The following is a 21,880-nucleotide window of genomic DNA, read 5'->3' on the forward strand; positions in this document are numbered from 1 at the left end:
CAGCCTCAATTCCGGAAGGGAAACTTGAACGCGGCCAGCAGCGCCTTGGCCTCTTCGTCGGTTTTCGCCGTGGTCGTGATGGTGATGTTCATGCCGCGCAGCGCATCGACCTTGTCGTACTCGATCTCCGGAAAGATGATCTGCTCACGCACACCCAGGTTGAAGTTGCCACGACCATCGAACCCCTTGCCGCCAACGCCGCGGAAATCCCGCACGCGGGGCAGAGCGATCGAAATGAGCCGATCGAGGAATTCGTATGCCCGAGCGCCGCGCAGCGTCACCTTGCATCCGATCGGGTACCCCTCGCGGATCTTGAAACCGGCGATCGATTTGCGCGCCTTGGTGATCACGGGCTTTTGCCCCGAAATCGCCGCCAGATCCTTGACGGCATTCTCCAGGACTTTCTTGTCGGCCACGGCCTCACCTACGCCCATGTTGAGCGTAATCTTGGTGATGCGCGGCACTTCCATGATCGACTTGTAGCCGAACTTGCTGACGAGTTCGGGCACGACCTTTTCTTTGTACTGTTGTAGCAACCGGGCCATGTTCGCTCCTTAGACGTCCACCACTTCGCCGGTGCTCTTGAAGAAGCGCACTTTACGGCCATCTTCGAGCACCCGAATCCCGACCCGGTCGGCTTTCTGGGTCTGCGGATTGAATAGCGCGACGTTGGAGATGTGGATAGGCATCTCTTTTTCGATGATCCCACCTGCGATTCCGCGCAAGGGATTGGGGCGCACGTGTTTCTTGACGCGATTGATCCCCTCGACGATGACTTTTTCGTCGCTGACGCGGCGCGTCACTACCCCCCGGCGCCCTTTGTCTTTGCCGGCGATCACGATCACCTGATCGCCCTTACGGATCTTCTTCATTGCGACACCTCAGATGACTTCGGGGGCGAGCGAGACGATCTTCATGAATCGCTCGGTACGCAATTCACGCGTAACAGGGCCAAAAATACGCGTACCGATCGGCTCGAGCTTGTTGTTGAGCAGCACGGCGGCGTTGCCATCGAACTTGATGAGCGAACCGTCGGGACGGCGCACCCCTTTGGCGGTGCGAACGACGACGGCGTTATAGACGTCGCCTTTCTTGACGCGCCCGCGCGGGGCCGCTTCCTTGACCGACACCTTGATGATGTCGCCGACGTTGGCATAGCGGCGCTTGGAGCCCCCAAGCACTTTGATACACATGACCTTGCGCGCGCCGCTATTGTCGGCGACCTGCAAGAGGGTCTGCATCTGGATCATGAAAATCTCCAACTTATACCGCTAGAGCGGACAGTTTTGGACTCAAACACCTTCGGCGCGCACACGGCTCAAGCGACGAAGGAAAACGAAGTGCCCCGCCTTGCGACGGGGCAAGAGTCCAGCACTATAACCGATGCGGCAGAAAATTGCAAGGGCGAATCAGGCAAGACGTGCCTTGGACACGAGCCGGACGACCTTCCAGGTTTTTGTCTTGGAAATCGGACGGCACTCTTCGATCTCGACGACATCGTTGAGCGCCACTTCCGGATCTTCGCAGTGCGCATGGAATTTGCGCGATTTGGTGACGATCTTCCCATAGAGGGGATGCGCCACGCGACGTTCGACCAATATCGCGACCGTCTTGGCCCGAGCGGTACTCACGACGCGTCCAACCATGCGCTGCCGGGTCTTGTTTTGCATTTCTTCGGTCATTTACGCACCCCTTTTTCCCGCAGGAGGGTTTTGATCCGCGCGATATCGCGCCGGGTAGCACGCATCGCCGCGGTATTGGTCAGTTGCTGCGTCGCTTGTTGCATACGAAGCGAGAATTGCGCCTTGCGCAACTCGAGCAATTCTTTCTCGAGCTCGTCGACGCTCTTTTCACGCATGTCTTTTGCTTTCATCATGCCGCTCCCAACTTGCGGGTGACGAAGACGGTCTTGAACGGCAGCTTCGCAGCGGCGAGTTCGAACGCCTCACGGGCCAGCGCTTCGCTCACACCGTCCATTTCATACAAGACTTTGCCCGGCTGGATTTCGGCGACCCAGTATTCGGGGTTTCCTTTCCCGCTTCCCATACGGACCTCGGCAGGTTTCCGGGAGATGGGCTTATCGGGAAACACTCGGATCCAGATCCGCCCGCCGCGCTTGATGTGACGGGTCATGGCGCGCCGCGCTGCTTCGATTTGGCGAGCCGTAAGCCGTCCGCGGCCGATCGCCTTGAGACCGAACTCGCCGAAGGAAACGGAGGTCCCGCGCGTTGCCAGTCCCTTGTTGCGGCCCTTCTGGACCTTGCGGAATTTAGTTCGTTTCGGCTGCAGCATCGCCCACTCCCGAAGTTACGTTCGCTTTGGCGGCGCGGGTGCGACGACCACGGCGCGCGCCTTCCCCTTCGTCACGACGACCCCGCGCGGGACGCCGAGCTTCCCGCTCGACAGGCTCCTGCGGTGCCTGATTACGCGCCAGGATGTCGCCCTTGTAGAGCCAGACCTTGACGCCGATGATCCCGTAGGTGGTCTGTGCCTCGGCAAAACCATAATCGATGTCGGCGCGCAGGGTTTGCAGGGGAACCCGACCCTCACGGTACCATTCGGAGCGTGCGATCTCGGCCCCGCCCAGACGGCCGGAGGTCATGATCTTGATCCCTTTCGCCCCGAGCCGCATCGCGTTTTGCATCGCACGTTTCATGGCGCGACGGAACTGGATGCGTTTCTCGAGCTGAGTCGCGACCGATTCGGCGATGAGCTGTGCATCGAGCTCGGGTTTGCGGATTTCCTCGATCGTGAGGTGCACCGGCACGCCCATGCGACGGTTGAGATCCGCCCTGAGAAGCTCGATGTCCTCACCTTTCTTCCCGATGACCACACCGGGACGCCCCGAGTGGATCGTGATCTTTGCACTCTTGGCCGGGCGTTCGATCACGATACGACTGACGGCCGCATGCTTGAGCTTGTTCTTCAAGTACCCACGAACCTGGGCGTCCTGCTGCAGCAGGCGCGGGAAGTCCTTGCTCGAAGCAAACCAGCGCGAGGACCAGTCACGCGTGACGACGAGGCGAAAGCCGGTCGGATGGATTTTCTGTCCCATGTTCGCTCCTTATTCTCCGACCGCGACGATGATGTGCGACGTAGGCTTGAGGATCTTCGCCCCACGCCCTTTGGCCCGCGCCCGGAAGCGCTTGAGCACCACGCCCTTCTCGACCATGATGCGTTTGACCTTGAGCTCATCGACGTCGGCACCGTCGTTGTGTTCCGCATTGGCGATGGCCGAAAGCAGCGCTTTACGAATCAAATGCGCACCTTTTTGCGGACAGAAGGCGAGGATGTCGAGCGCCTGCGCCACCGGTTTGCCGCGGATGAGATCGGCGACGAGACGACCTTTCTGGGGAGAAAGGCGCACGCCGCGCACGATAGCCTTGGTTTCCATATCTCGTTTCCTCGACCTTTAGCGTTTAGACTTCTTGCCCGCGGCGTGCCCTTTGAAGGTGCGGGTGAAGGAGAATTCGCCGAGTTTGTGTCCAACCATGGCCTCGGTAACGAATACCGGCACGTGCTGCCGGCCATTGTGCACCGCGAACGTCAACCCGATGAACTCGGGCAGGATCGTGGAGCGGCGAGACCAGGTCTTGATCGGACGCTTGTCGTTGGTCGCGCGGCTTTGCTCGACCTTCTTGAGCAGATGGGCATCGACGAACGGCCCTTTTTTGACGGAACGTGCCATGACTTACCCCTTAACGCTTGTGCCGACGCTGGACGATCATGTTGTCCGTGCGCTTGTTGCGGCGAGTGCGATACCCTTTCGTCGGCTGACCCCATGGGCTGCGCGGCACGCCGCCCTCGCCCGTGCGCCCTTCACCACCACCATGCGGGTGGTCGATCGGGTTCATCGCCACACCGCGTACGGTAGGACGAACGCCACGCCAGCGGGAAGCCCCCGCCTTGCCGAGTTTTTCCAGGGAATGCTCACCATTGCCCACTTCCCCGATAGTGGCGCGACATTCGACGTGCACCTTGCGCACTTCGCCCGAGCGCAGACGCACCTGGGCATAGGCACCTTCACGCGCGACGAGCTGGACCGAAGTTCCTGCAGCGCGAGCGAGCTGCCCGCCCTTGCCCGGCACGAGCTCGACGTTGTGCAGCGTCGTTCCCACCGGGATGGCACGGATCGGCAGCGCATTGCCGGGCTTGATCGGCGCTTGCGGACCGCTCATGATGGTCTGGCCGACCGTCAGCCCTTTTGGCGCGAGGATGTAACGGCGCTCCCCGTCGGCGTAGCACAACAGTGCGATGTGCGCTGAGCGGTTGGGATCGTACTCGATCCGCTCGACCCTGGCCGGGATGTTGTCCTTGTTACGCCGAAAGTCGACGATGCGATAGTGCTTCTTGTGCCCGCCGCCCTTGTGCCGGGTAGTGATGCGTCCGGCGTTGTTGCGACCCGCGAGACGCGTCATCGCTTCGACGAGTGAAGGATACGGCCGACCCTTGTAGAGTTCCTTGTTGACGACCCGCACCATGGCGCGACGGCCGGGCGAAGTCGGTTTCATCTTGATCACTGCCATGATGGTTTACTCCCCGGCCATGAAGCTGAGCTCTTGGCCCGGCTTGAGCGAGACGAAGGCTTTCTTCCAACCGGCACGGCGGCCCGTGATTCGCCCCGTCCGTTTTTCCTTGCCTTTGACATTGAGCACTCGCACGCCCTCGACTTCGACATCGAAGAGCTTCTCGACGGCGGCCTTGATTTCGGGCTTGGTGGCATCGCGCGCGACGCGGAATACCACTTGATTGAGACGCTCCCCGAGCATCGTGGCTTTTTCCGAAATCTGCGGGCCGAGCAGAACCTGATAGAGGCGTTCTTCGCTGATCGTCATTGCCACATCTCCTCGAATTTGGCCACGGCGCCCTTGGTGAGGAGCACTTTCGGGAAGTGCACCAAAGCCACCGGATCGGTCTCGTGCGCCGCCAGCACCAGCGCATCTTTGAGGTTGCGGCTGCCGAGCAGCAGATTCTCATCGAGCTCGTCGGTGATCAGCAGCACGCGCGTCCCCGCAAGCCCCATTTCCTTGAGCTTTTGTGCCACGAGTTTGGTCTTGGGCGCATCGACGCGGAAATCGTCGATCACCGCCAGGCGCTCTTCGCGGGCGAGCTGCGACAGGATGGTGGCCATTGCCGCGCGGTACATCTTACGGTTGACCTTCTGCTTGAAATTCTCGTCCGGCGAACTGGGGAAAATCTTTCCGCCATGCCGCCACAGGGGGCTGGAAGTCATCCCTGCGCGCGCACGCCCCGTCCCCTTCTGCCGCCAGGGCTTACGGGTGGAGTGATGCACCTGGGAACGATCTTTCTGAGCGCGCGTACCTTGACGGGCATTGGCCTGATAAGCGACGACGACCTGATGCACCAGCGCTTCGTTGTAAGGGCGGGCGAAGAGCGCGTCGGAGACCTGAGTGGTTCCGGCAGGCTGACCCTGCGCATTCAATAGCTTGAGTTCCATATCCACCTCGCCTTAGCCTTTGACCGCCGGGCGCACGATCACGTCGCCGCCCTTGGCACCAGGAACCGCCCCCTTGACGAGCAGGAGGTTGCGCTCGGCATCGACGCGCACGATCTCGAGATTCTGCACCGTGACGGTCTCGTCGCCCAAATGCCCCGCCATGCGCTTACCGGGGAAGACGCGACCGGGATCCTGCGCCATACCGATGGAGCCGGGCGCGCGCGTAGTGATCGAGTTCCCGTGCGAGGCACGGTTGGAGCTGAAGTTGTGGCGCTTGATCGCGCCGGCGAACCCTTTACCGATGGAGCGACCGGTGACGTCGACTTTCTGTCCCGGCTGGAACATCGTCACGGAAAGCTCCTGGCCGAGCTGCAACGAGGCGAGATCGGAGGGGGCGACGCGGAATTCACGCAAGACACGCGCCGCAGTGACGCCCGCCTTGGCGAAATGCCCGGCGAGCGGCTTGGTGGTGCGCGAAGGCTTTCGCGCGCCAAAACCGACCTGGACGGCTGCATAGCCATCGGTCTCTGGCGTTTTGAGTTGCGTCACGCGGTTGGCGGAGGCTTCGAGCACGGTCACCGGAATGGACTGACCATCGTCGGTGAAAATCCGAGTCATGCCCACCTTGCGAGCGACAAGGCCTAGACTCATGTTGTTCTCCTCGAACCGGTTACGATTGACCGGACGTGTACGAAATAAGACCCGCCGAAGTGGGTAAACGCGCAATTATAGGCCGGATCGATCTCTAATGCAAGGCAAGGCTTACATCAGCTTGATGTCGACGTCCACCCCGGCAGGGAGGTCGAGCTTCATCAAGGCATCGACGGTCTTGTCCGTGGGCTCGACGATGTCCATGAGCCGCCGATGGGTACGGATCTCGAACTGGTCACGCGAGGTTTTATTCACGTGCGGCGAGCGCAATACGTTATAGCGTTCGATTTTGGTCGGCAAAGGAATCGGGCCGTGGACGACGGCCCCAGTGCGCTTGGCCGCCTCGACGATCTCGTGCGCGGACTGGTCGATCAACCGATAGTCGAATGCCTTGAGGCGGATGCGGATCTTCTGATTGTTCATGATTCATTCCAAAGAGCGAAAGGTAGAAAAACCCGGCGGGGAATGTCCCGCCGGGTCAGAGCAGCAAAACGATTACTCGATGATCTTGGTGACGACGCCGGCGCCGACGGTACGGCCGCCTTCACGGATGGCGAAGCGCAAGCCTTCTTCCATCGCGATCGGGGCGATCAGCTTCACTTCCAGCTTCACGTTGTCACCGGGCATCACCATCTCCACCCCTTCGGGCAGCTTGATGGCACCGGTGACGTCAGTGGTGCGGAAGTAGAACTGCGGCCGGTAGTTGCTGAAAAACGGCGTGTGACGCCCGCCTTCTTCCTTGGAGAGCACGTACACTTCACACTCGAAGTGCGTGTGCGGCGTGATCGTCCCGGGCTTGGCGAGCACTTGCCCGCGTTCGACGTCTTCGCGCTTGGTGCCGCGCAGCAGCACCCCGACGTTGTCGCCCGCTTGCCCTTGATCGAGGAGTTTGCGGAACATCTCCACGCCCGTGACCGTGGTCTTCTGCGTCGGGCGCAGACCGACGATCTCGACTTCGTCGCCCACCTTGACGATGCCGCGCTCGACCCGGCCCGTGACCACCGTGCCACGACCGGAGATGGAGAACACGTCTTCGATCGGCAGCAGGAAGGGCTTGTCGATGGCGCGCTCGGGCGTGGGAATGTAGGTGTCGAGCGCTTCGGCGAGCTTGAGGATCGAGGGTTCGCCGATCTCGCTCTGGTCGCCTTCGAGCGCCTTGAGCGCCGAGCCCTTGATCACCGGCACGTCATCGCCCGGGAAATCATACTTGGAGAGCAGCTCGCGCACTTCCATCTCGACGAGCTCGAGCAGCTCGGGGTCGTCGACCATGTCGCACTTGTTCATGTAGACGACGATGTAGGGCACGCCCACTTGGCGCGCCAGCAGGATGTGCTCGCGCGTCTGCGGCATCGGACCGTCGGCGGCCGACACCACCAAAATGGCACCGTCCATCTGCGCCGCCCCGGTGATCATGTTCTTGACGTAGTCGGCGTGGCCCGGGCAGTCGACGTGCGCGTAGTGGCGCTTCTCCGTCTCGTATTCGACGTGCGCGGTATTGATCGTGATCCCACGGGCCTTTTCTTCCGGCGCCGCGTCGATGTCGTCGTACTTCTTCGCCTCGCCGCCGTAGTACTTCGACAGCACCGTCGTCAGCGCCGCCGTCAGCGTCGTCTTCCCATGGTCCACGTGACCGATCGTGCCCACATTCACGTGCGGCTTGGTGCGCTCGAACTTCGCTTTTGCCATCGTATTTCCCCTTGCAAACGTGATAAAGAAAAACCGCTCACTTCCGGCTGTTGATCACCGCCTCGGCAACGGACTTGGGCGCTTCGGCGTAGTGCTTGAATTCCATCGAGTAGGTGGCACGCCCCTGGGTGAGCGAACGCAGCTGGGTGGCATAACCGAACATCTCGGCGAGCGGCACCTCGGCACGAATGGACTTGATGCCACCGGGAAGGTCGTCCATACCCTGGATGACGCCGCGGCGCCCGGAAAGATCGCCCATGACGTTGCCCATGAACTCTTCGGGGGTCTCGACTTCCACCGCCATGATGGGTTCGAGCAACACCGGATTGGCCTTCTTCATCCCTTCCTTGAAGGCGATGGAACCAGCCATCTTGAAGGCATTCTCGTTGGAGTCGACTTCGTGATACGAACCGTCGAAGAGAGTGACCTTGACATCGACCACCGGGAATCCAGCGAGCACGCCGCTTTGCAGCGCTTCCTGCACGCCCTTGTCCACCGCCGGGATGTATTCACGGGGTACGACGCCGCCCTTGATGGCGTCGATGAATTCATAACCCTTGCCCGCTTCGTTCGGTTCGATGCGCAACCAGACGTGACCGTACTGACCACGGCCGCCGGTTTGCTTGACGAACTTGCCTTCCTGTTCGACCGATTTGCGAATGGTTTCGCGGTAGGCCACCTGCGGCGCACCGACGTTACAATCGACGTTGAACTCGCGGCGCATACGATCGACGATGATCTCGAGATGCAGCTCGCCCATACCGGAGATGATGGTCTGACCGGATTCCTCGTCGGTACGCACGCGGAAAGATGGATCTTCCATCGCCAGGCGCTGCAGCGCAATGCCCATCTTCTCCTGGTCGCCCTTGGTCTTGGGCTCCACGGCGACGTGGATCACCGGCTCGGGGAAGACCATGGATTCGAGCTTGATCGGCGCGCCCGGATCGCACAAGGTCTCGCCCGTGGTGACTTCCTTCAAGCCCACGGCGGCAGCGATGTCGCCTGCGAGCACTTCTTTGATTTCGTTGCGCTCGTTGGCGTGCATCTGCAGCAGGCGGCCAATGCGCTCTTTTTTGTTCTTGTTGGCGTTGAGCACGGTGTCACCGGAGTTGAGCGTACCGGAATAGACGCGCAGGAAGGTGAGCTGACCGACGAAGGGGTCGGTCATCAGCTTGAACGCCAAGGCGCAGAATTTCTCGTCGTCGGCCGCACGGCGCTCGACGACGTTGCCGTCGAAATCGGTTCCCTGCACCGGCGGGATGTCGACCGGAGAGGGCAGGAATTCGATCACGGCGTCGAGCATGCGCTGCACGCCCTTGTTCTTGAAGGCCGAGCCGCACAGCATGGGCTGGATCTCGGTGGCGATGGTGCGCAGCCGCAGCCCCTGGACGATCTTGGCCTCGGGCAGGTCGCCGTTTTCGAGGTACTCGTTCATGAGCTCCTCGCTCGCCTCGGCGGCAGCCTCGAGCATCTTTTCACGCCACTCCTGCGCCTGATCCTTCAGTTCGGCGGGAATGTCGCGGTATTCGAATTTGGTGCCCTGGGAAGCCTCGTCCCAGATGATCGCTTTCATCTTGATGAGGTCGACCACGCCGGCGAACGAATCCTCGGCGCCGATGGGGATGACGATCGGCACGGGGTTCGCCTTGAGGCGGGCGCGCATCTGCTCGTAGACCTTGAAGAAATTGGCCCCCTGACGGTCCATCTTGTTGACGAAAGCCAGACGCGGCACCTTGTACTTGTTGGCCTGACGCCACACGGTCTCGGACTGGGGCTGCACGCCGCCCACGGCACAGTAGACCATGCAGGCCCCGTCGAGCACGCGCATCGAGCGTTCGACTTCGATGGTGAAGTCGACGTGCCCCGGGGTGTCGATGATGTTGAACCGGTGCTCGGGGAACTGCATGTCCATGCCGCGCCAGAAACAGGTGGTGGCGGCGGAAGTGATGGTGATGCCCCGCTCCTGCTCCTGTTCCATCCAGTCCATGGTGGCGGCGCCTTCGTGCACCTCCCCGATCTTGTGGTTGACCCCGGTGTAGAACAGGATGCGTTCGGTGGTCGTGGTTTTACCGGCGTCGATGTGCGCCGAGATACCGATGTTACGGTAGCGTTCGATGGGTGTTTTGCGTGCCACGTCGTTTCCCGCCAAGAGTTCCAAAATATCGTTCGTCGAAAACGCAAAAGCGGGCCAGCCTCGATGGGGCCCGCCGCGCCATGGATTTGCGATCAATAACGGTAATGCGCAAAGGCCTTGTTCGCCTCGGCCATGCGGTGAACCTCGTCACGCTTCTTCATGGCGGCACCACGCCCTTCGGCGGCCTCCAGCAGTTCATTGGCCAAGCGCTGCGCCATGGATTTTTCGGAGCGCTTGCGCGCCGCATCACGCAGCCAACGCATCGACAAGGCGAGGCGCCGCGACGGCCGCACTTCCACCGGCACTTGATAATTGGCACCACCGACACGACGACTCTTGACTTCGACCACCGGCTTGACGTTTTCGATCGCCGCACTGAAAACCTGCAGAGGATCTTTCCCCCCCTTGGCGGCGATCGCCTCGAAGGCGCCGTAGACGATACGTTCGGCCACGGACTTCTTGCCCGAGACCATGATCACGTTGATGAATTTTGAGACGTTCTGGTTGCCGAACTTCGGATCCGGCAGAATCTCACGCTTGGGAACTTCACGACGACGGGGCATTTCGACCTCTCGCGATTTCTAGATGACGTTTCGAACCGATCAGGCTTTCTTGGGACGCTTGGCACCGTACTTCGAACGGGCCTGTTTGCGGTCCTTGACGCCTTGAAGATCGAGCGAGCCGCGGACGATGTGGTAGCGCACCCCCGGCAGGTCTTTCACCCGGCCGCCACGGATCAGCACCACCGAGTGTTCTTGCAGGTTATGCCCCTCACCTCCAATGTAGGCGATGACCTCGTAGCCGTTGGTGAGTCGAACCTTGGCGACCTTACGCAAGGCCGAGTTGGGTTTTTTCGGCGTCGTGGTATAGACGCGGGTGCACACTCCACGCCGCTGCGGGCAGGATTCCAGCGCCGGAGCGGCGCTCTTCTCCCGGACGCGGGTACGCGGTTTGCGCACGAGCTGGTTGATCGTCGGCATAGTTTCTTTTCCTTCGTTGGCGATTCGGCGACCCGACTACGATTGGCCGGTTCGATAAACGCGCGATGTTATCTTGAAAAGGGGTGTGCGTCAAGCACACCCCATCGTTCTCATCCTTCGGCCTGACTCGAGGCGGCCCCGGTCGTGATCTGCGCCCAGGCGCTCTCGGCCGACTGCGCCTGGGTGCGCTGACGACGCGCCCGGTGATGCGCCAAGCCCGTACCCGCGGGAATGAGCCGCCCGACGATGACGTTCTCTTTGAGCCCGCGCAGCTCGTCGCGCTTGCCCATGATCGCGGCTTCGGTGAGCACCCGCGTGGTTTCCTGGAAGGAGGCCGCCGAGATGAAGGAGTCGGTGGACAAAGACGCCTTGGTGATACCGAGCAGCACGTTCTCGAATCGCGCCGGGATCTTGCCCTCTTTCTCCAGACGAGCGTTTTCGATCAGCACGTCCGAGCGCTCGACCTGCTCCTCACGCAGGAAACGGCTGTCACCGGGATCGGTGATGACGACGCGACGCAGCATCTGCCGCACGATCACCTCGATGTGCTTGTCGTTGATCTTCACCCCCTGCAGGCGATAGACGTCCTGCACCTCGTCGATGACGTAGCGCGCGAGCGCCTCGACGCCTTGCAGACGCAGGATGTCGTGCGGATCGACCGGTCCATCGACGATCAGCTCACCCCGGTTGACGACCTGGCCATCGTGCACCAAGAGACGCTTTTCCTTCGGGATGAGAAACTCGTGGGTGGTGCCGTCCGGCTCGGTGAGGATGAGGCGCTGTTTGCCCTTGGTCTCTTTGCCGAACGAGACCGTGCCGGTGACTTCGGCGAGCATGCCGGCATCCTTGGGCGAACGGGCTTCGAAGAGCTCGGCCACGCGCGGCAGACCCCCGGTGATGTCCCGGGTCTTGGCCGATTCTTGAGGAATACGGGCGAGCACCTCGCCCACGCCGACATACTGCCCTTCACGCACCGTGATGATGGCGCCCACCGGGAAAGTGAGCATGAAGGGATGATCGGTCCCGGGAATGCGCACATCGTTGCCCGCCTCGTCCTGTAGGCGAATCTGCGGCCGTCCGATCTTGGCGCTCGATCCGCGCTGCTTGGCATCGATGACCACCAGGGTCGACAAACCGGTGACCTCGTCGACCTGCTTGGCGACCGTGATGCCTTCTTCGACGTTGTCGAACCGCACCGTGCCAGCGTATTCGCTGATGATCGGCCGGGTGTGCGGATCCCAAGCGGCGAGTTTGACCCCCGCCTTGACCACCTGGCCATCATCGATGTACAAGGTAGCGCCATAAGGTACCTTGTGGCGCTCGCGCTCACGGCCGGCATCGTCCAGGATCAGCACTTCGGCCGAGCGGGCGATGACGATCTTTTCTCCGCGCTCGTTGACCACGTAGCGCATGTTCGAGGAGAAACGCACCGTCCCGCCGGACTTGGCCTCCACTCCCGAGACCGCGGCCGCTCGTGAGGCGGCACCACCGACGTGGAAGGTCCGCATGGTGAGCTGGGTACCCGGCTCGCCGATCGACTGTGCGGCGATGACACCGATCGCCTCTCCGACGTTGACCAGACCACCACGCCCCAGATCGCGCCCGTAGCACTTGGCGCACACGCCGAAGTGGGTCTCGCAGGAAAGCGGGCTACGCACCTTGACCTCGTCGATCCCTTTCTCGTCGATGAGCGCCACGAGTTTCTCGTCGAGCAGCGTACCCGCCTCGATGAGGGTGGCCTGCGTATCGGGATCGATGATGTCGTCGGCAGCCACACGCCCGAGGATACGGTCGCGCAGCGGCTCGATGACCTCGCCCCCTTCGATGAGGGCCTTCATCGCGAAGCCTTCATGCGTGCCGCAATCTTCTTCGGTGACGACCAGATCCTGGGTGACGTCGACCAGGCGCCGCGTGAGGTAACCGGAGTTGGCGGTTTTGAGTGCCGTGTCGGCCAGACCTTTACGCGCGCCGTGCGTCGAGATGAAGTACTGCAGGACGTTGAGCCCCTCGCGGAAATTGGTGGTGATGGGGGTTTCGATGATCGAGCCGTCGGGCTTGGCCATGAGGCCGCGCATGCCGGCGAGCTGACGGATCTGGGCAGCAGAGCCGCGCGCGCCGGAGTCGGCCATCATGTAGATGGAGTTGAAGGATTCCTGCTCGATTTCCTTGCCATCTTCGGTGACGATCTTCTCCTTGGCCAGTTGCTCCATCATCGCTTTGGCCACTTGATCGACCGCCGTACCCCAGATGTCGACCACTTTGTTGTAGCGCTCGGCCGCCGTCACCAGACCCGAAGCGTATTGTTGGGCGATTTCCTTGACCTCTTCCTCGGCCTTGCGGATGATCTCCTCTTTCTGCGGCGGAACGAGCATGTCCTTGATGGCAATGGAAATGCCGCCGCGGGTGGCGAGCTGATAGCCGGTAGTCATCAGCTTGTCGGCGAAGATCACCGTGGCCTTGAGCCCGCAATTGCGGTACGCATGGTTGATGAGCTTGGAGATGGTCTTTTTCTTGAGCGGCTGGTCGATGAGCTCGAACGGCAAGCCGGGAGGAAGAATCGAGGAGAGGATCGCCCGGCCGACGGTCGTCTCTCGCCGGGTGGTGCGCTCGATCGGCTCACCGTCGGGGCCGAGGTCGTACTCCTTGATGCGCACGGTGATGCGAGCGTGCAGCGATACCACCCCCGTCTCGAAGGCACGCTTGACTTCGGCGACGTCGGCGAACATCATGCCGCTGCCCTTGGCCACGGCCGATTCGCGCGTGGCATAGTAAAGACCCAGCACGATGTCCTGCGAGGGGACGATGATGGGTTCACCGTTGGCAGGCGACAAGACGTTGTTCGAGGCGAGCATCAGGGTGCGCGCCTCGAGCTGGGCTTCGAGCGACAACGGCACGTGCACGGCCATCTGGTCGCCGTCGAAGTCAGCGTTGAACGCCGTACACACCAGCGGGTGCAGCTGGATCGCCTTGCCCTCGATCAACACCGGTTCGAAGGCCTGGATGCCCAGGCGGTGCAGGGTCGGGGCGCGGTTGAGCAGCACCGGGTGCTCGTAGATCACCTCTTCGAGGATGTCCCAGACCACCGGCTCCTGGTTCTCCACCATCTTCTTGGCCTGCTTGATGGTGGTGGCGTAGCCGAGTTTCTCCAGCCGGTTGAAGATGAAGGGCTTGAAGAGTTCGAGCGCCATGAGCTTGGGCAGACCGCACTGGTGCAGCTTCAACTGCGGACCGACGACGATGACCGAGCGGCCGGAGTAGTCGACGCGCTTACCGAGCAGGTTCTGACGGAAGCGCCCGCCCTTGCCCTTGATCATGTCGGCGAGCGATTTGAGCGGCCGTTTGTTGGGCCCGGTCATCACCTTGCCGCGACGGCCGTTGTCCAGCAGCGAATCGACCGCCTCCTGCAGCATGCGCTTCTCGTTGCACACGATGATGTCGGGCGCCTTGAGCTCGAGCAGGCGCTTGAGGCGGTTGTTGCGGTTGATGACGCGGCGATAGAGGTCGTTGAGGTCCGAGGTGGCGAAGCGCCCGCCGTCGAGCGGCACGAGCGGGCGCAGGTCGGGCGGCAGCACCGGCAGCACCTCGAGGACCATCCATTCGGGGCGCATTCCGGTCTTGTTGAAGGCCTCCAACACCTTGAGCCGTTTGCTGAGCTTCTTGATCTTGGCATCCGACCCCGTGGTCTCGAGCTCGCCGCGCAGCTTCTCGATCTCGCGCTTGATGTCGAGCGTGCGCAGGAGTTCGCGGATGGCCTCGGCCCCCATCATGGCGACGAAATCGTCGCCGTATTCCTCGAAGGCGGCGTGGTACTGCTCTTCGGTCATGAGCTGGCCGCGGTTGAGCGGCGTGAGTCCCGGCTCGATGACGACATAGGCTTCGAAGTAGAGGACGCGCTCGATGTCGCGCAGCGTCATGTCGAGCACCAGGCCGAGGCGGCTCGGCAGGCTCTTCAGGAACCAAATGTGCGACACGGGCGAGGCCAGTTCGATGTGGCCCATGCGCTCGCGGCGCACGCGCGCCACGGTCACTTCGACGCCGCACTTCTCGCAGATCACGCCGCGGTACTTGAGCCGCTTGTACTTGCCGCACAGGCACTCGTAGTCCTTGATCGGGCCGAAGATCTTGGCGCAGAAAAGGCCGTCGCGCTCGGGCTTGAAGGTGCGGTAGTTGATGGTCTCGGGCTTCTTGACTTCGCCGTAGGACCACGAGCGGATCTTCTCCGGCGAGGCGAGCCGGATGGTGATCGCATCGAACTCGTTTTCCTGAGGCAGCGACTGTTTGAACAGGTCGGCGAGCAAGCTAGTGCTAGTCATGGATGAGTTCTCCTGGCGGGATCATTCCGCCTGATCAATAGCGTTCCAGATCGATGTCGAGCGCAAGCGAGCGGATTTCCTTCAACAGCACGTTGAAGGACTCGGGCATGCCGGCGATGATGCGGTGCTCTCCCTTGACGATGCTCTCGTAGACCTTGGTGCGGCCGACCACGTCGTCGGACTTGACGGTGAGCATCTCTTGCAGGGTGTAGGCCGCGCCGTAGGCTTCCAGTGCCCAGACTTCCATCTCGCCGAAGCGCTGGCCGCCGAACTGCGCCTTGCCGCCGAGCGGCTGCTGCGTCACCAGCGAGTACGGACCGGTGGAGCGCGCGTGCATCTTGTCGTCGACCAGGTGGTGCAGCTTCAGCATGTGCTTGTAGCCCACCGTGACCGGACGCTCGAAGGGCTCGCCCGTCTGACCGTCGTAGAGCGTGACCTGTTCGGTCCCTTCGATGCCGGCGAGCCGGAAAATGGCGGCGATGTCCTCTTCCGTGGCCCCCTCGAAGACGGGCGAAGCGAAAGGCACGCCTTTTTCGAGGTTGCGCGCCATCTCGAGGAGTTCCTCGTCGCTGAGCTCGCCGAGCGCCTCGCGGTGACCGCGTTCGTTGTAGATCCGCTCGAGGAATTCGCGCACTTCCTGCACCGTGGCCTGGCGACGCAGCATCTCACCGATGCGCTCGCCCAGCGCCCGTGCTGCGCGGCCGAGGTGGGTCTCGAGGATCTGGCCGATGTTCATGCGCGAGGGCACGCCCAAGGGGTTCAGGACGATGTCTACCGGGCGGCCGTCGGCCATGAAGGGCATGTCCTCCACCGGCACGATCTTGGAGACCACCCCCTTGTTACCGTGGCGGCCGGCCATCTTGTCACCGGGCTGCAGCCGCCGCTTGACGGCGAGATAGACCTTCACCATCTTGAGCACACCCGGGGGCAATTCGTCCCCTTGGGTGAGCTTGCGGCGCTTGTGCTCGAACGCTTCGTCGAAGGCCTTGCGCATCTTCTCGAGGCCGTCGCGCACGGCTTCGAGCTGCGCGGCGAGCGTTTCGTCCTCGACGCGGATGTCGAACCACTGATACGGTTCGAGGGAATCGAGATAGGCCTCGTCGATCACGCTGCCTTTGGCCAGACGCTTGGGACCGCCGTTGGCCTTCTGGCCGACGAGCAGACGGCGCACACGCTGGAAAGCGTCGCGCTCGAAGATGCGCATCTGGTCGTTGAGGTCCTTGCGATAGGCCCGTAGCTGGTCGTCGATGATGGACTGCGCCCGCTTGTCGCGCTCGATGCCCTCACGGGTGAAGACGAGCACGTCGATGACGGTGCCGCTCATGCCGGTGGGCACGCGCAGCGAGGAGTCTTTCACGTCGGAGGCTTTCTCGCCGAAGATCGCCCGCAGCAGTTTTTCTTCCGGCGTGAGCTGGGCTTCGCCCTTGGGCGTGACCTTACCCACCAACACGTCGCCCGCCTTGACTTCGGCGCCGATGTGGATGATGCCGGATTCGTCCAGACGCGTGAGCTGCGCTTCGCCCAAGGAGGCGATGTCGCGCGTGATCTCCTCGGGACCGAGCTTGGTGTCGCGCGCCACCACCGTGAGCTCCTCGATGTGGATCGAGGTGAAACGATCCTCGGCCACCACGCGCTCGGAGATGAGGATGGAATCCTCGAAGTTGTAGCCGTTCCACGGCATGAAGGCCACGAGCACGTTCTGCCCCAGAGCGAGCTCGCCGAGGTCGGTCGAGGCCCCGTCGGCGATGATGTCGCCGGCAGTAATCACATCACCCTTGCGCACGATGGGGCGCTGGCTGATGTTGGTGTTCTGGTTGGAGCGCGTGAACTTGGTGAGGTTGTAGATATCGACCCCGACTTCGCCCGGAGAGGTTTCGTCGTCGTGCACGCGCACGACGATGCGCTTGGCGTCGACGTAGTCGACCACCCCGCCGCGGCGTGCGCGCACGACCGTGCCGGAGTCGGCTGCGGCGATGCGCTCCATGCCGGTACCCACCAGCGGTTTTTCGGGGCGCAGGCAGGGCACGGCCTGACGCTGCATGTTCGCGCCCATGAGCGCACGGTTGGCGTCGTCGTGTTCGAGGAAGGGAATGAGGGAGGCGGCCACCGAAACGATCTGCTGCGGCGCCACGTCCATCAACTGCACCTGCTCCGGCGGCACCATGACGAATTCGCCCTTCTGCCGGCAGGAGACGAGCGCGCCGGTGAGCCGGCCTTCGGCATCGACTTCCGAGTTCGCCTGGGCGATGACATAGGAACCTTCCTCGATGGCCGACATATAGACCACCTCGTCGGTGACCCGGCCATCGACCACCTTGCGGTACGGCGTCTCGATGAAGCCGTACTTGTTGGTGCGGGCATAGACCGCCAACGAGTTGATGAGGCCGATGTTGGGGCCTTCAGGGGTCTCGATCGGGCACAGGCGTCCGTAGTGCGTCGGGTGCACGTCGCGCACTTCGAACCCGGCACGCTCGCGCGTCAAGCCACCAGGGCCGAGCGCCGAGACCCGTCGCTTGTGCGTGATCTCGGAGAGCGGGTTCGTCTGGTCCATGAACTGGGAGAGCTGGCTCGAGCCGAAGAACTCCTTGATCGCCGCCGAGATCGGTTTGGCGTTGATGAGGTCGTGCGGCATGAGGTTTTCCGCCTCGGCCTGCACCAGACGCTCCTTGACGGCCCGCTCGACCCGGGCGAGCCCGGTACGGAACTGGTTCTCCGCGAGTTCCCCGACGCAGCGCACGCGACGGTTGCCCAAGTGGTCGATGTCGTCGACTTCACCATGGCCATTGCGCAGCTCGACGAGGAGCGCGATCACGGCGATGAGGTCTTCGTCGTCCAACGTCCCTTTGCCTTCGGCACCTTTCGGGCCGACGCGCTCGAAGAAACGCTTGATCCAGTCGGGCGAATTCGGGTCGAGCTGCTCGAGCGGCGGATAGGCGCGGCTGTTGAACTTCATGCGCCCCACCGCCGAGAGGTCGTAGCGATCGGGCGAATAGAAGAGACCCTGGAAGAGGTTTTCGACCGCTTCCTCGGTGGGCGGCTCGCCGGGACGCATCATGCGGTAGATCGCGACCTTGGCCGACCAGGCGTCGGTGGTATCGTCCAGCCTCAGGGTCTGCGAGATATAGGGCCCGCGGTCGAGGTCGTTGACGAGCAGGGTCTGGAATCCCTTGAGCGAGGATTGACGCAGGCGCTCGACCACCTCTTCGGTGATCTCGTCGTTGGCGCGCGCGATGATCTCGCCGGTTTCGGGGTCGACCAGGTCACGGGCAACGATGCGCCCCAGGAGGAATTCGTCGTCGACCGGCACTTCCTCGATGCCCGCACGCTTGAGGTCGCGCACGTTCTTGGCATTGATGCGCTTGTCTTTGGCGATGATGACGTTGCCGTCGGCGTCGCGAATCTCGAAGCGGGCGATCTCACCACGCAGGCGCTCCGGCACGATCTTGTAGTAGAAACGCCCGTTCTCGATCCGGAAGTCTTCGAAATCGTGGAAGGTCTCGAGGATCTGCTCGGTCGTCATGCCGATGGCGCGCAGCAGCACCGTGACCGGCATCTTGCGGCGACGGTCGATCCGGAAGTAGAGGCAATCCTTGGGATCGAACTCGAAGTCGATCCAGGAGCCACGATAGGGAATGATGCGCGCCGAGAAGAGTAGCTTGCCGGAAGAGTGGGTCTTGCCCTTGTCGTGCTCGAAGAAGACGCCGGGCGAGCGGTGCAGCTGCGAAACGATGACACGCTCGGTTCCGTTGATGATGAAGGAGCCGTTCTCGGTCATGAGCGGAATCTCGCCCATGAACACTTCCTGCTCCTTCACTTCCTTGACCGTCTCGTAGTTGGTGGCCTTGTCGAGCAACACCAGGCGCACGCGCGCGCGCAAGGCGGCACAGTAAGTGAGCCCGCGCAGCTGGCATTCCTTGACGTCGAACACCGGTTCACCGAGAAAATACTGCACGAATTCGAGCCGGGCATTGCCGGTGACGCTGACGATGGGGAAGATGGAGTTGAAGGCTGCCTGCAGTCCTTTGTTCTCACGCTGCTCGGGCGGCACTCCGAGCTGGAGGAATTCGGCGTAGGAATCGACCTGGGTGGACAGCAAAAACGGCACATCCAAGACGGGCTTTTGCTTGGCAAAGCTCTTGCGGATGCGTTTCTTTTCGGTGTAAGAGTACGCCATGAGTGCTCCAGGCAATGTCAGACGTGGGGGAGGAAACAGGACTCAGCCCGCCGGAGACGGGCTCGGTGCTGCCTTCTCACGACACAAGCGCGAAAAGGCTGACGCCCTGTGGGCGCCAGCCTCCAGCACGGCTTCGGGGCGATTACTTGACCTCGACCTTGGCACCGGCGGCTTCGAGCTCTTTCTTGAGTTTCTCGGCTTCGTCCTTGGAAACGCCTTCCTTGACGGGCTTGGGCGCGCCGTCGACGAGGTCCTTGGCTTCCTTGAGGCCGAGGCCCGTGGCCGCACGCACGATCTTGATGACTTCGACTTTCTTCGCACCGGCTTCTTGCAGGATCACGTCGAATTCGGTCTTCTCTTCGGCAGCCGGCGCGGCAGCGGCCCCGCCAGCGGCAGGCGCTGCGGCCACGGCCACGGCCGCAGCGGCGGAGACGCCGAATTTCTCTTCCATCGCCTTGATGAGCTCGGAGAGTTCGAGCACCGACATGCTGGCGATCGCGTCAAGGATTTCTTCTTTCGTCAAAGCCATGATTCACTCCTGATGGATTTGGCCTGAATGGCAAAAAGGGGTAATGAAGGGTCAAGCGGTCTCTTTCGCGTCGCGCACCGCGGCGAGCGTGCGCACGAACTTGCCGGGCACCTCGTTGAGCGTGCGCACGAACTTCGCGATCGGCGCCTGCAGCGTGCCAACCAAGGTCGCGAGCAGCTCTTCGCGGCTCGGCATGGACGCCAGGGCTTTCACTCCCGCCACGTCGAGCGGATAGTTGGGCATGGCGCCGCCCTTGATCACGAGCTTGTCGGCATCCTTCGCAAAGTCGTGCAACACCTTGGCACAGGCCACCGGATCTGGAGCGATGCAGTAGATCAGGGGGCCGACGAGGCGATCGGCCAGGCACTCGAAGGGAGTCCCGGCAATCGCCCGACGCACCAGGGTATTTTTCAGCACGCGCAGATAGACGCCCGATTGGCGGGCCCTCTTGCGCAGCTCGGTGATTTGCGCGACATCGAGACCACGGTACTCGGCAACGACGATCGCCCCCGCCCCGGCCACCTGGGCCGCGACTTCGGCGACTATCGCCTTTTTCTCGTCGAGATTGAGTCCCACGGTCTACTCCTACGGTTACTGCACCCCGTTTCCGGGGTGCGCCACGGCGACCTTCATCAGGAGCGGCTCCGGCGAACCGGAAGGTTCCTGCTTCGGGTGACGCCATCTACGCTGGGCGCATCGCAACGATGCGTTTGAGGCGAACCCCCAGCGGTCTTTGACAACCCGCCGCGACGGCATGCCATCGCGACGGCCCAAAGTTCTGTTTTATGCCTGCACGGCCGAGGCCGGATCGACCTTGATGCCCACGCCCATCGTGCTCGAGACCGCAACCTTGCGCAGATAGGAGCCTTTCGCCGCTGCCGGCTTGGCTTTCATCAGCGCGTCGATGAGCGCTTTGGCGTTTTGCTCGAGCGCCTCCACGGGGAAGGAGGCACGGCCGATCGGGGCGTGCACGATGCCGTTTTTATCGGTACGGAACTGCACCTGACCCGCTTTGGCGTTCTTCACCGCGGTGGCGACGTCGGGCGTGACCGTGCCGACTTTCGGGTTCGGCATAAGGCCACGGGGGCCGAGGATCTGACCGAGCTGGCCGACCACGCGCATGGCGTCGGGCGAGGCGATGCAGACGTCGAAATCGATCTTGCCCGCCTTGATCTGCTCGGCGAGGTCATCCATGCCGACCAGATCGGCTCCGGCAGCCTTGGCCTCTTCGGCCTTGGGTCCTTGAGCGAAAACGGCCACACGCACCGACTTGCCGGTTCCGGCGGGCAGCACCACGGCGCCCCGCACGACCTGGTCGGATTTGCGCGGATCGACGCCCAGGTTGACGGCGATGTCGATCGATTCGTCGAACTTGGCCAACGCCGTTTCCTTGGCGAGCGAGAGCGCCTCGCTCAAGGCATAAGCGCGGTTGCGATCGACCTTTTCCTTCAGGGCACGCATGCGTTTGCTGAGTTTGGCCATGTCACACCCCCTCCACGGTCACGCCCATGCTGCGCGCCGAACCAGCGATGGTACGCACGGCCGCATCCAGGTCCGCCGCAGTGAGATCGGGCATCTTGGTCTTGGCGATCTCCTCGAGCTGGGCTCGTGTGATGGTGCCCACCTTGTCGACGTGCGGCTTGGACGAGCCCTTCTGGACGCCGATGGCCTTCTTGATGAGAATGGTGGCCGGCGGCGTCTTCATCACGAAGGTGAACGACTTGTCCGAATAAGCGGTGATGATCACCGGGATCGGCAGGCCGGGCTCCATCCCCTGGGTCTTGGCATTGAAAGCCTTACAAAATTCCATGATGTTGAGACCGCGCTGGCCGAGCGCGGGGCCGATCGGGGGGCTGGGGTTGGCCTTGCCCGCCGGCACTTGCAACTTGATATAGCCGACGATTTTCTTCGCCATGAATGATGACTCCTAAATGTGAGTGCAAACGCCGCCCATT

General features: G+C 62.3%; 24 protein-coding genes. All 24 read right to left on the reverse strand.

What is annotated here, in order from left to right:
• Positions 1-5: 5 nt before the first annotated feature.
• The 24 genes from rplE to rplK all read right to left on the reverse strand — a co-directional run bounded on the left by rplE (position 6) and on the right by rplK (position 21,840).
• Positions 6-545 carry a 50S ribosomal protein L5 gene (gene rplE, locus EPD81_RS02020; RefSeq protein ID WP_142803757.1) on the reverse strand — a complete coding sequence of 180 codons (540 nt, stop codon included), beginning with the start codon at positions 543-545 and terminating at the stop codon, positions 6-8.
• A 9-nt stretch (positions 546-554) separates the two neighbouring features.
• Positions 555-872, reverse strand: a complete 318-nt coding sequence (gene rplX / locus EPD81_RS02025; protein ID WP_142803758.1) for a 50S ribosomal protein L24 — start codon at positions 870-872, stop codon at positions 555-557.
• Between the two features lie 9 nt (positions 873-881).
• A complete protein-coding gene (gene rplN / locus EPD81_RS02030; RefSeq protein ID WP_142803759.1) occupies positions 882-1,250 on the reverse strand; it encodes a 50S ribosomal protein L14 in 369 nt (122 codons plus the stop codon).
• Between the two features lie 159 nt (positions 1,251-1,409).
• Positions 1,410-1,682, reverse strand: a complete 273-nt coding sequence (gene rpsQ / locus EPD81_RS02035; protein WP_142803760.1) for a 30S ribosomal protein S17 — start codon at positions 1,680-1,682, stop codon at positions 1,410-1,412.
• Positions 1,679-1,873: a 50S ribosomal protein L29 gene (gene rpmC / locus EPD81_RS02040; protein WP_142804237.1), complete on the reverse strand. Its 195-nt coding sequence runs from the start codon at positions 1,871-1,873 to the stop codon at positions 1,679-1,681. Before rpmC ends, rpsQ begins: the two co-directional genes overlap by 4 nt.
• A complete protein-coding gene (rplP, locus tag EPD81_RS02045; protein ID WP_142803761.1) occupies positions 1,873-2,292 on the reverse strand; it encodes a 50S ribosomal protein L16 in 420 nt (139 codons plus the stop codon). Before rplP ends, rpmC begins: the two co-directional genes overlap by 1 nt.
• The gene (rpsC, locus tag EPD81_RS02050) at positions 2,270-3,055 is read right to left on the reverse strand and encodes a 30S ribosomal protein S3 (protein ID WP_142803762.1); all 786 of its coding nucleotides are present in this window, start codon (positions 3,053-3,055) and stop codon (positions 2,270-2,272) included. The genes rplP and rpsC overlap by 23 nt, the downstream gene beginning before the upstream one ends.
• 9 nt (positions 3,056-3,064) lie before the next feature.
• On the reverse strand, positions 3,065-3,394 hold the full coding sequence (gene rplV / locus EPD81_RS02055; RefSeq protein WP_028874993.1) for a 50S ribosomal protein L22: 330 nt from the start codon (positions 3,392-3,394) through the stop codon (positions 3,065-3,067).
• Positions 3,395-3,412: 18 nt separating this feature from the next.
• Positions 3,413-3,688 (reverse strand): 30S ribosomal protein S19, encoded by a 276-nt coding sequence (gene rpsS, locus EPD81_RS02060; protein ID WP_142803763.1) that lies wholly within the window; start codon positions 3,686-3,688, stop codon positions 3,413-3,415.
• 10 nt (positions 3,689-3,698) lie between these two features.
• The gene (rplB, locus tag EPD81_RS02065; RefSeq protein ID WP_142803764.1) at positions 3,699-4,526 is read right to left on the reverse strand and encodes a 50S ribosomal protein L2; all 828 of its coding nucleotides are present in this window, start codon (positions 4,524-4,526) and stop codon (positions 3,699-3,701) included.
• Between the two features lie 6 nt (positions 4,527-4,532).
• On the reverse strand, positions 4,533-4,835 hold the full coding sequence (gene rplW / locus EPD81_RS02070; protein WP_142803765.1) for a 50S ribosomal protein L23: 303 nt from the start codon (positions 4,833-4,835) through the stop codon (positions 4,533-4,535).
• Positions 4,832-5,458 (reverse strand): 50S ribosomal protein L4, encoded by a 627-nt coding sequence (gene rplD / locus EPD81_RS02075; protein WP_142803766.1) that lies wholly within the window; start codon positions 5,456-5,458, stop codon positions 4,832-4,834. The genes rplW and rplD overlap by 4 nt, the downstream gene beginning before the upstream one ends.
• Before the next feature lie 12 nt (positions 5,459-5,470).
• Complete coding sequence (gene rplC / locus EPD81_RS02080; RefSeq protein WP_142803767.1) at positions 5,471-6,109, reverse strand: 50S ribosomal protein L3; 639 nt, start codon at positions 6,107-6,109, stop codon at positions 5,471-5,473.
• Positions 6,110-6,220: 111 nt separating this feature from the next.
• A complete protein-coding gene (gene rpsJ / locus EPD81_RS02085; protein WP_028874999.1) occupies positions 6,221-6,532 on the reverse strand; it encodes a 30S ribosomal protein S10 in 312 nt (103 codons plus the stop codon).
• Positions 6,533-6,604: 72 nt separating this feature from the next.
• Positions 6,605-7,795, reverse strand: a complete 1,191-nt coding sequence (tuf, locus tag EPD81_RS02090) for an elongation factor Tu (protein ID WP_142803768.1) — start codon at positions 7,793-7,795, stop codon at positions 6,605-6,607.
• A gap of 37 nt (positions 7,796-7,832) precedes the next feature.
• Positions 7,833-9,929 carry an elongation factor G gene (gene fusA, locus EPD81_RS02095; RefSeq protein WP_142803769.1) on the reverse strand — a complete coding sequence of 699 codons (2,097 nt, stop codon included), beginning with the start codon at positions 9,927-9,929 and terminating at the stop codon, positions 7,833-7,835.
• A gap of 92 nt (positions 9,930-10,021) precedes the next feature.
• A complete protein-coding gene (rpsG, locus tag EPD81_RS02100) occupies positions 10,022-10,492 on the reverse strand; it encodes a 30S ribosomal protein S7 (protein ID WP_142803770.1) in 471 nt (156 codons plus the stop codon).
• A 39-nt stretch (positions 10,493-10,531) separates the two neighbouring features.
• Positions 10,532-10,909 carry a 30S ribosomal protein S12 gene (rpsL, locus tag EPD81_RS02105; protein WP_142803771.1) on the reverse strand — a complete coding sequence of 126 codons (378 nt, stop codon included), beginning with the start codon at positions 10,907-10,909 and terminating at the stop codon, positions 10,532-10,534.
• A gap of 110 nt (positions 10,910-11,019) precedes the next feature.
• Entirely contained in the window at positions 11,020-15,222 is a 4,203-nt protein-coding gene (rpoC, locus tag EPD81_RS02110) for a DNA-directed RNA polymerase subunit beta' (protein WP_142803772.1), read from the reverse strand.
• A 34-nt stretch (positions 15,223-15,256) separates the two neighbouring features.
• Positions 15,257-19,396, reverse strand: a complete 4,140-nt coding sequence (gene rpoB, locus EPD81_RS02115; protein ID WP_142803773.1) for a DNA-directed RNA polymerase subunit beta — start codon at positions 19,394-19,396, stop codon at positions 15,257-15,259.
• Positions 19,397-19,538: 142 nt separating this feature from the next.
• On the reverse strand, positions 19,539-19,925 hold the full coding sequence (gene rplL, locus EPD81_RS02120) for a 50S ribosomal protein L7/L12 (protein WP_142803774.1): 387 nt from the start codon (positions 19,923-19,925) through the stop codon (positions 19,539-19,541).
• Between the two features lie 51 nt (positions 19,926-19,976).
• Positions 19,977-20,501, reverse strand: coding sequence for a 50S ribosomal protein L10 (gene rplJ, locus EPD81_RS02125; RefSeq protein ID WP_142803775.1), 525 nt, complete (start codon positions 20,499-20,501; stop codon positions 19,977-19,979).
• A gap of 207 nt (positions 20,502-20,708) precedes the next feature.
• Positions 20,709-21,407 carry a 50S ribosomal protein L1 gene (rplA, locus tag EPD81_RS02130; protein WP_142803776.1) on the reverse strand — a complete coding sequence of 233 codons (699 nt, stop codon included), beginning with the start codon at positions 21,405-21,407 and terminating at the stop codon, positions 20,709-20,711.
• 1 nt (position 21,408) lies between these two features.
• A complete protein-coding gene (rplK, locus tag EPD81_RS02135) occupies positions 21,409-21,840 on the reverse strand; it encodes a 50S ribosomal protein L11 (RefSeq protein WP_142803777.1) in 432 nt (143 codons plus the stop codon).
• Positions 21,841-21,880: the final 40 nt, after the last annotated feature.

This window comes from Tepidiphilus sp. J10 (genome assembly GCF_006980785.1).
In the GTDB taxonomy this organism is placed as follows: Bacteria; Pseudomonadota; Gammaproteobacteria; order Burkholderiales; family Rhodocyclaceae; genus Tepidiphilus; species Tepidiphilus olei.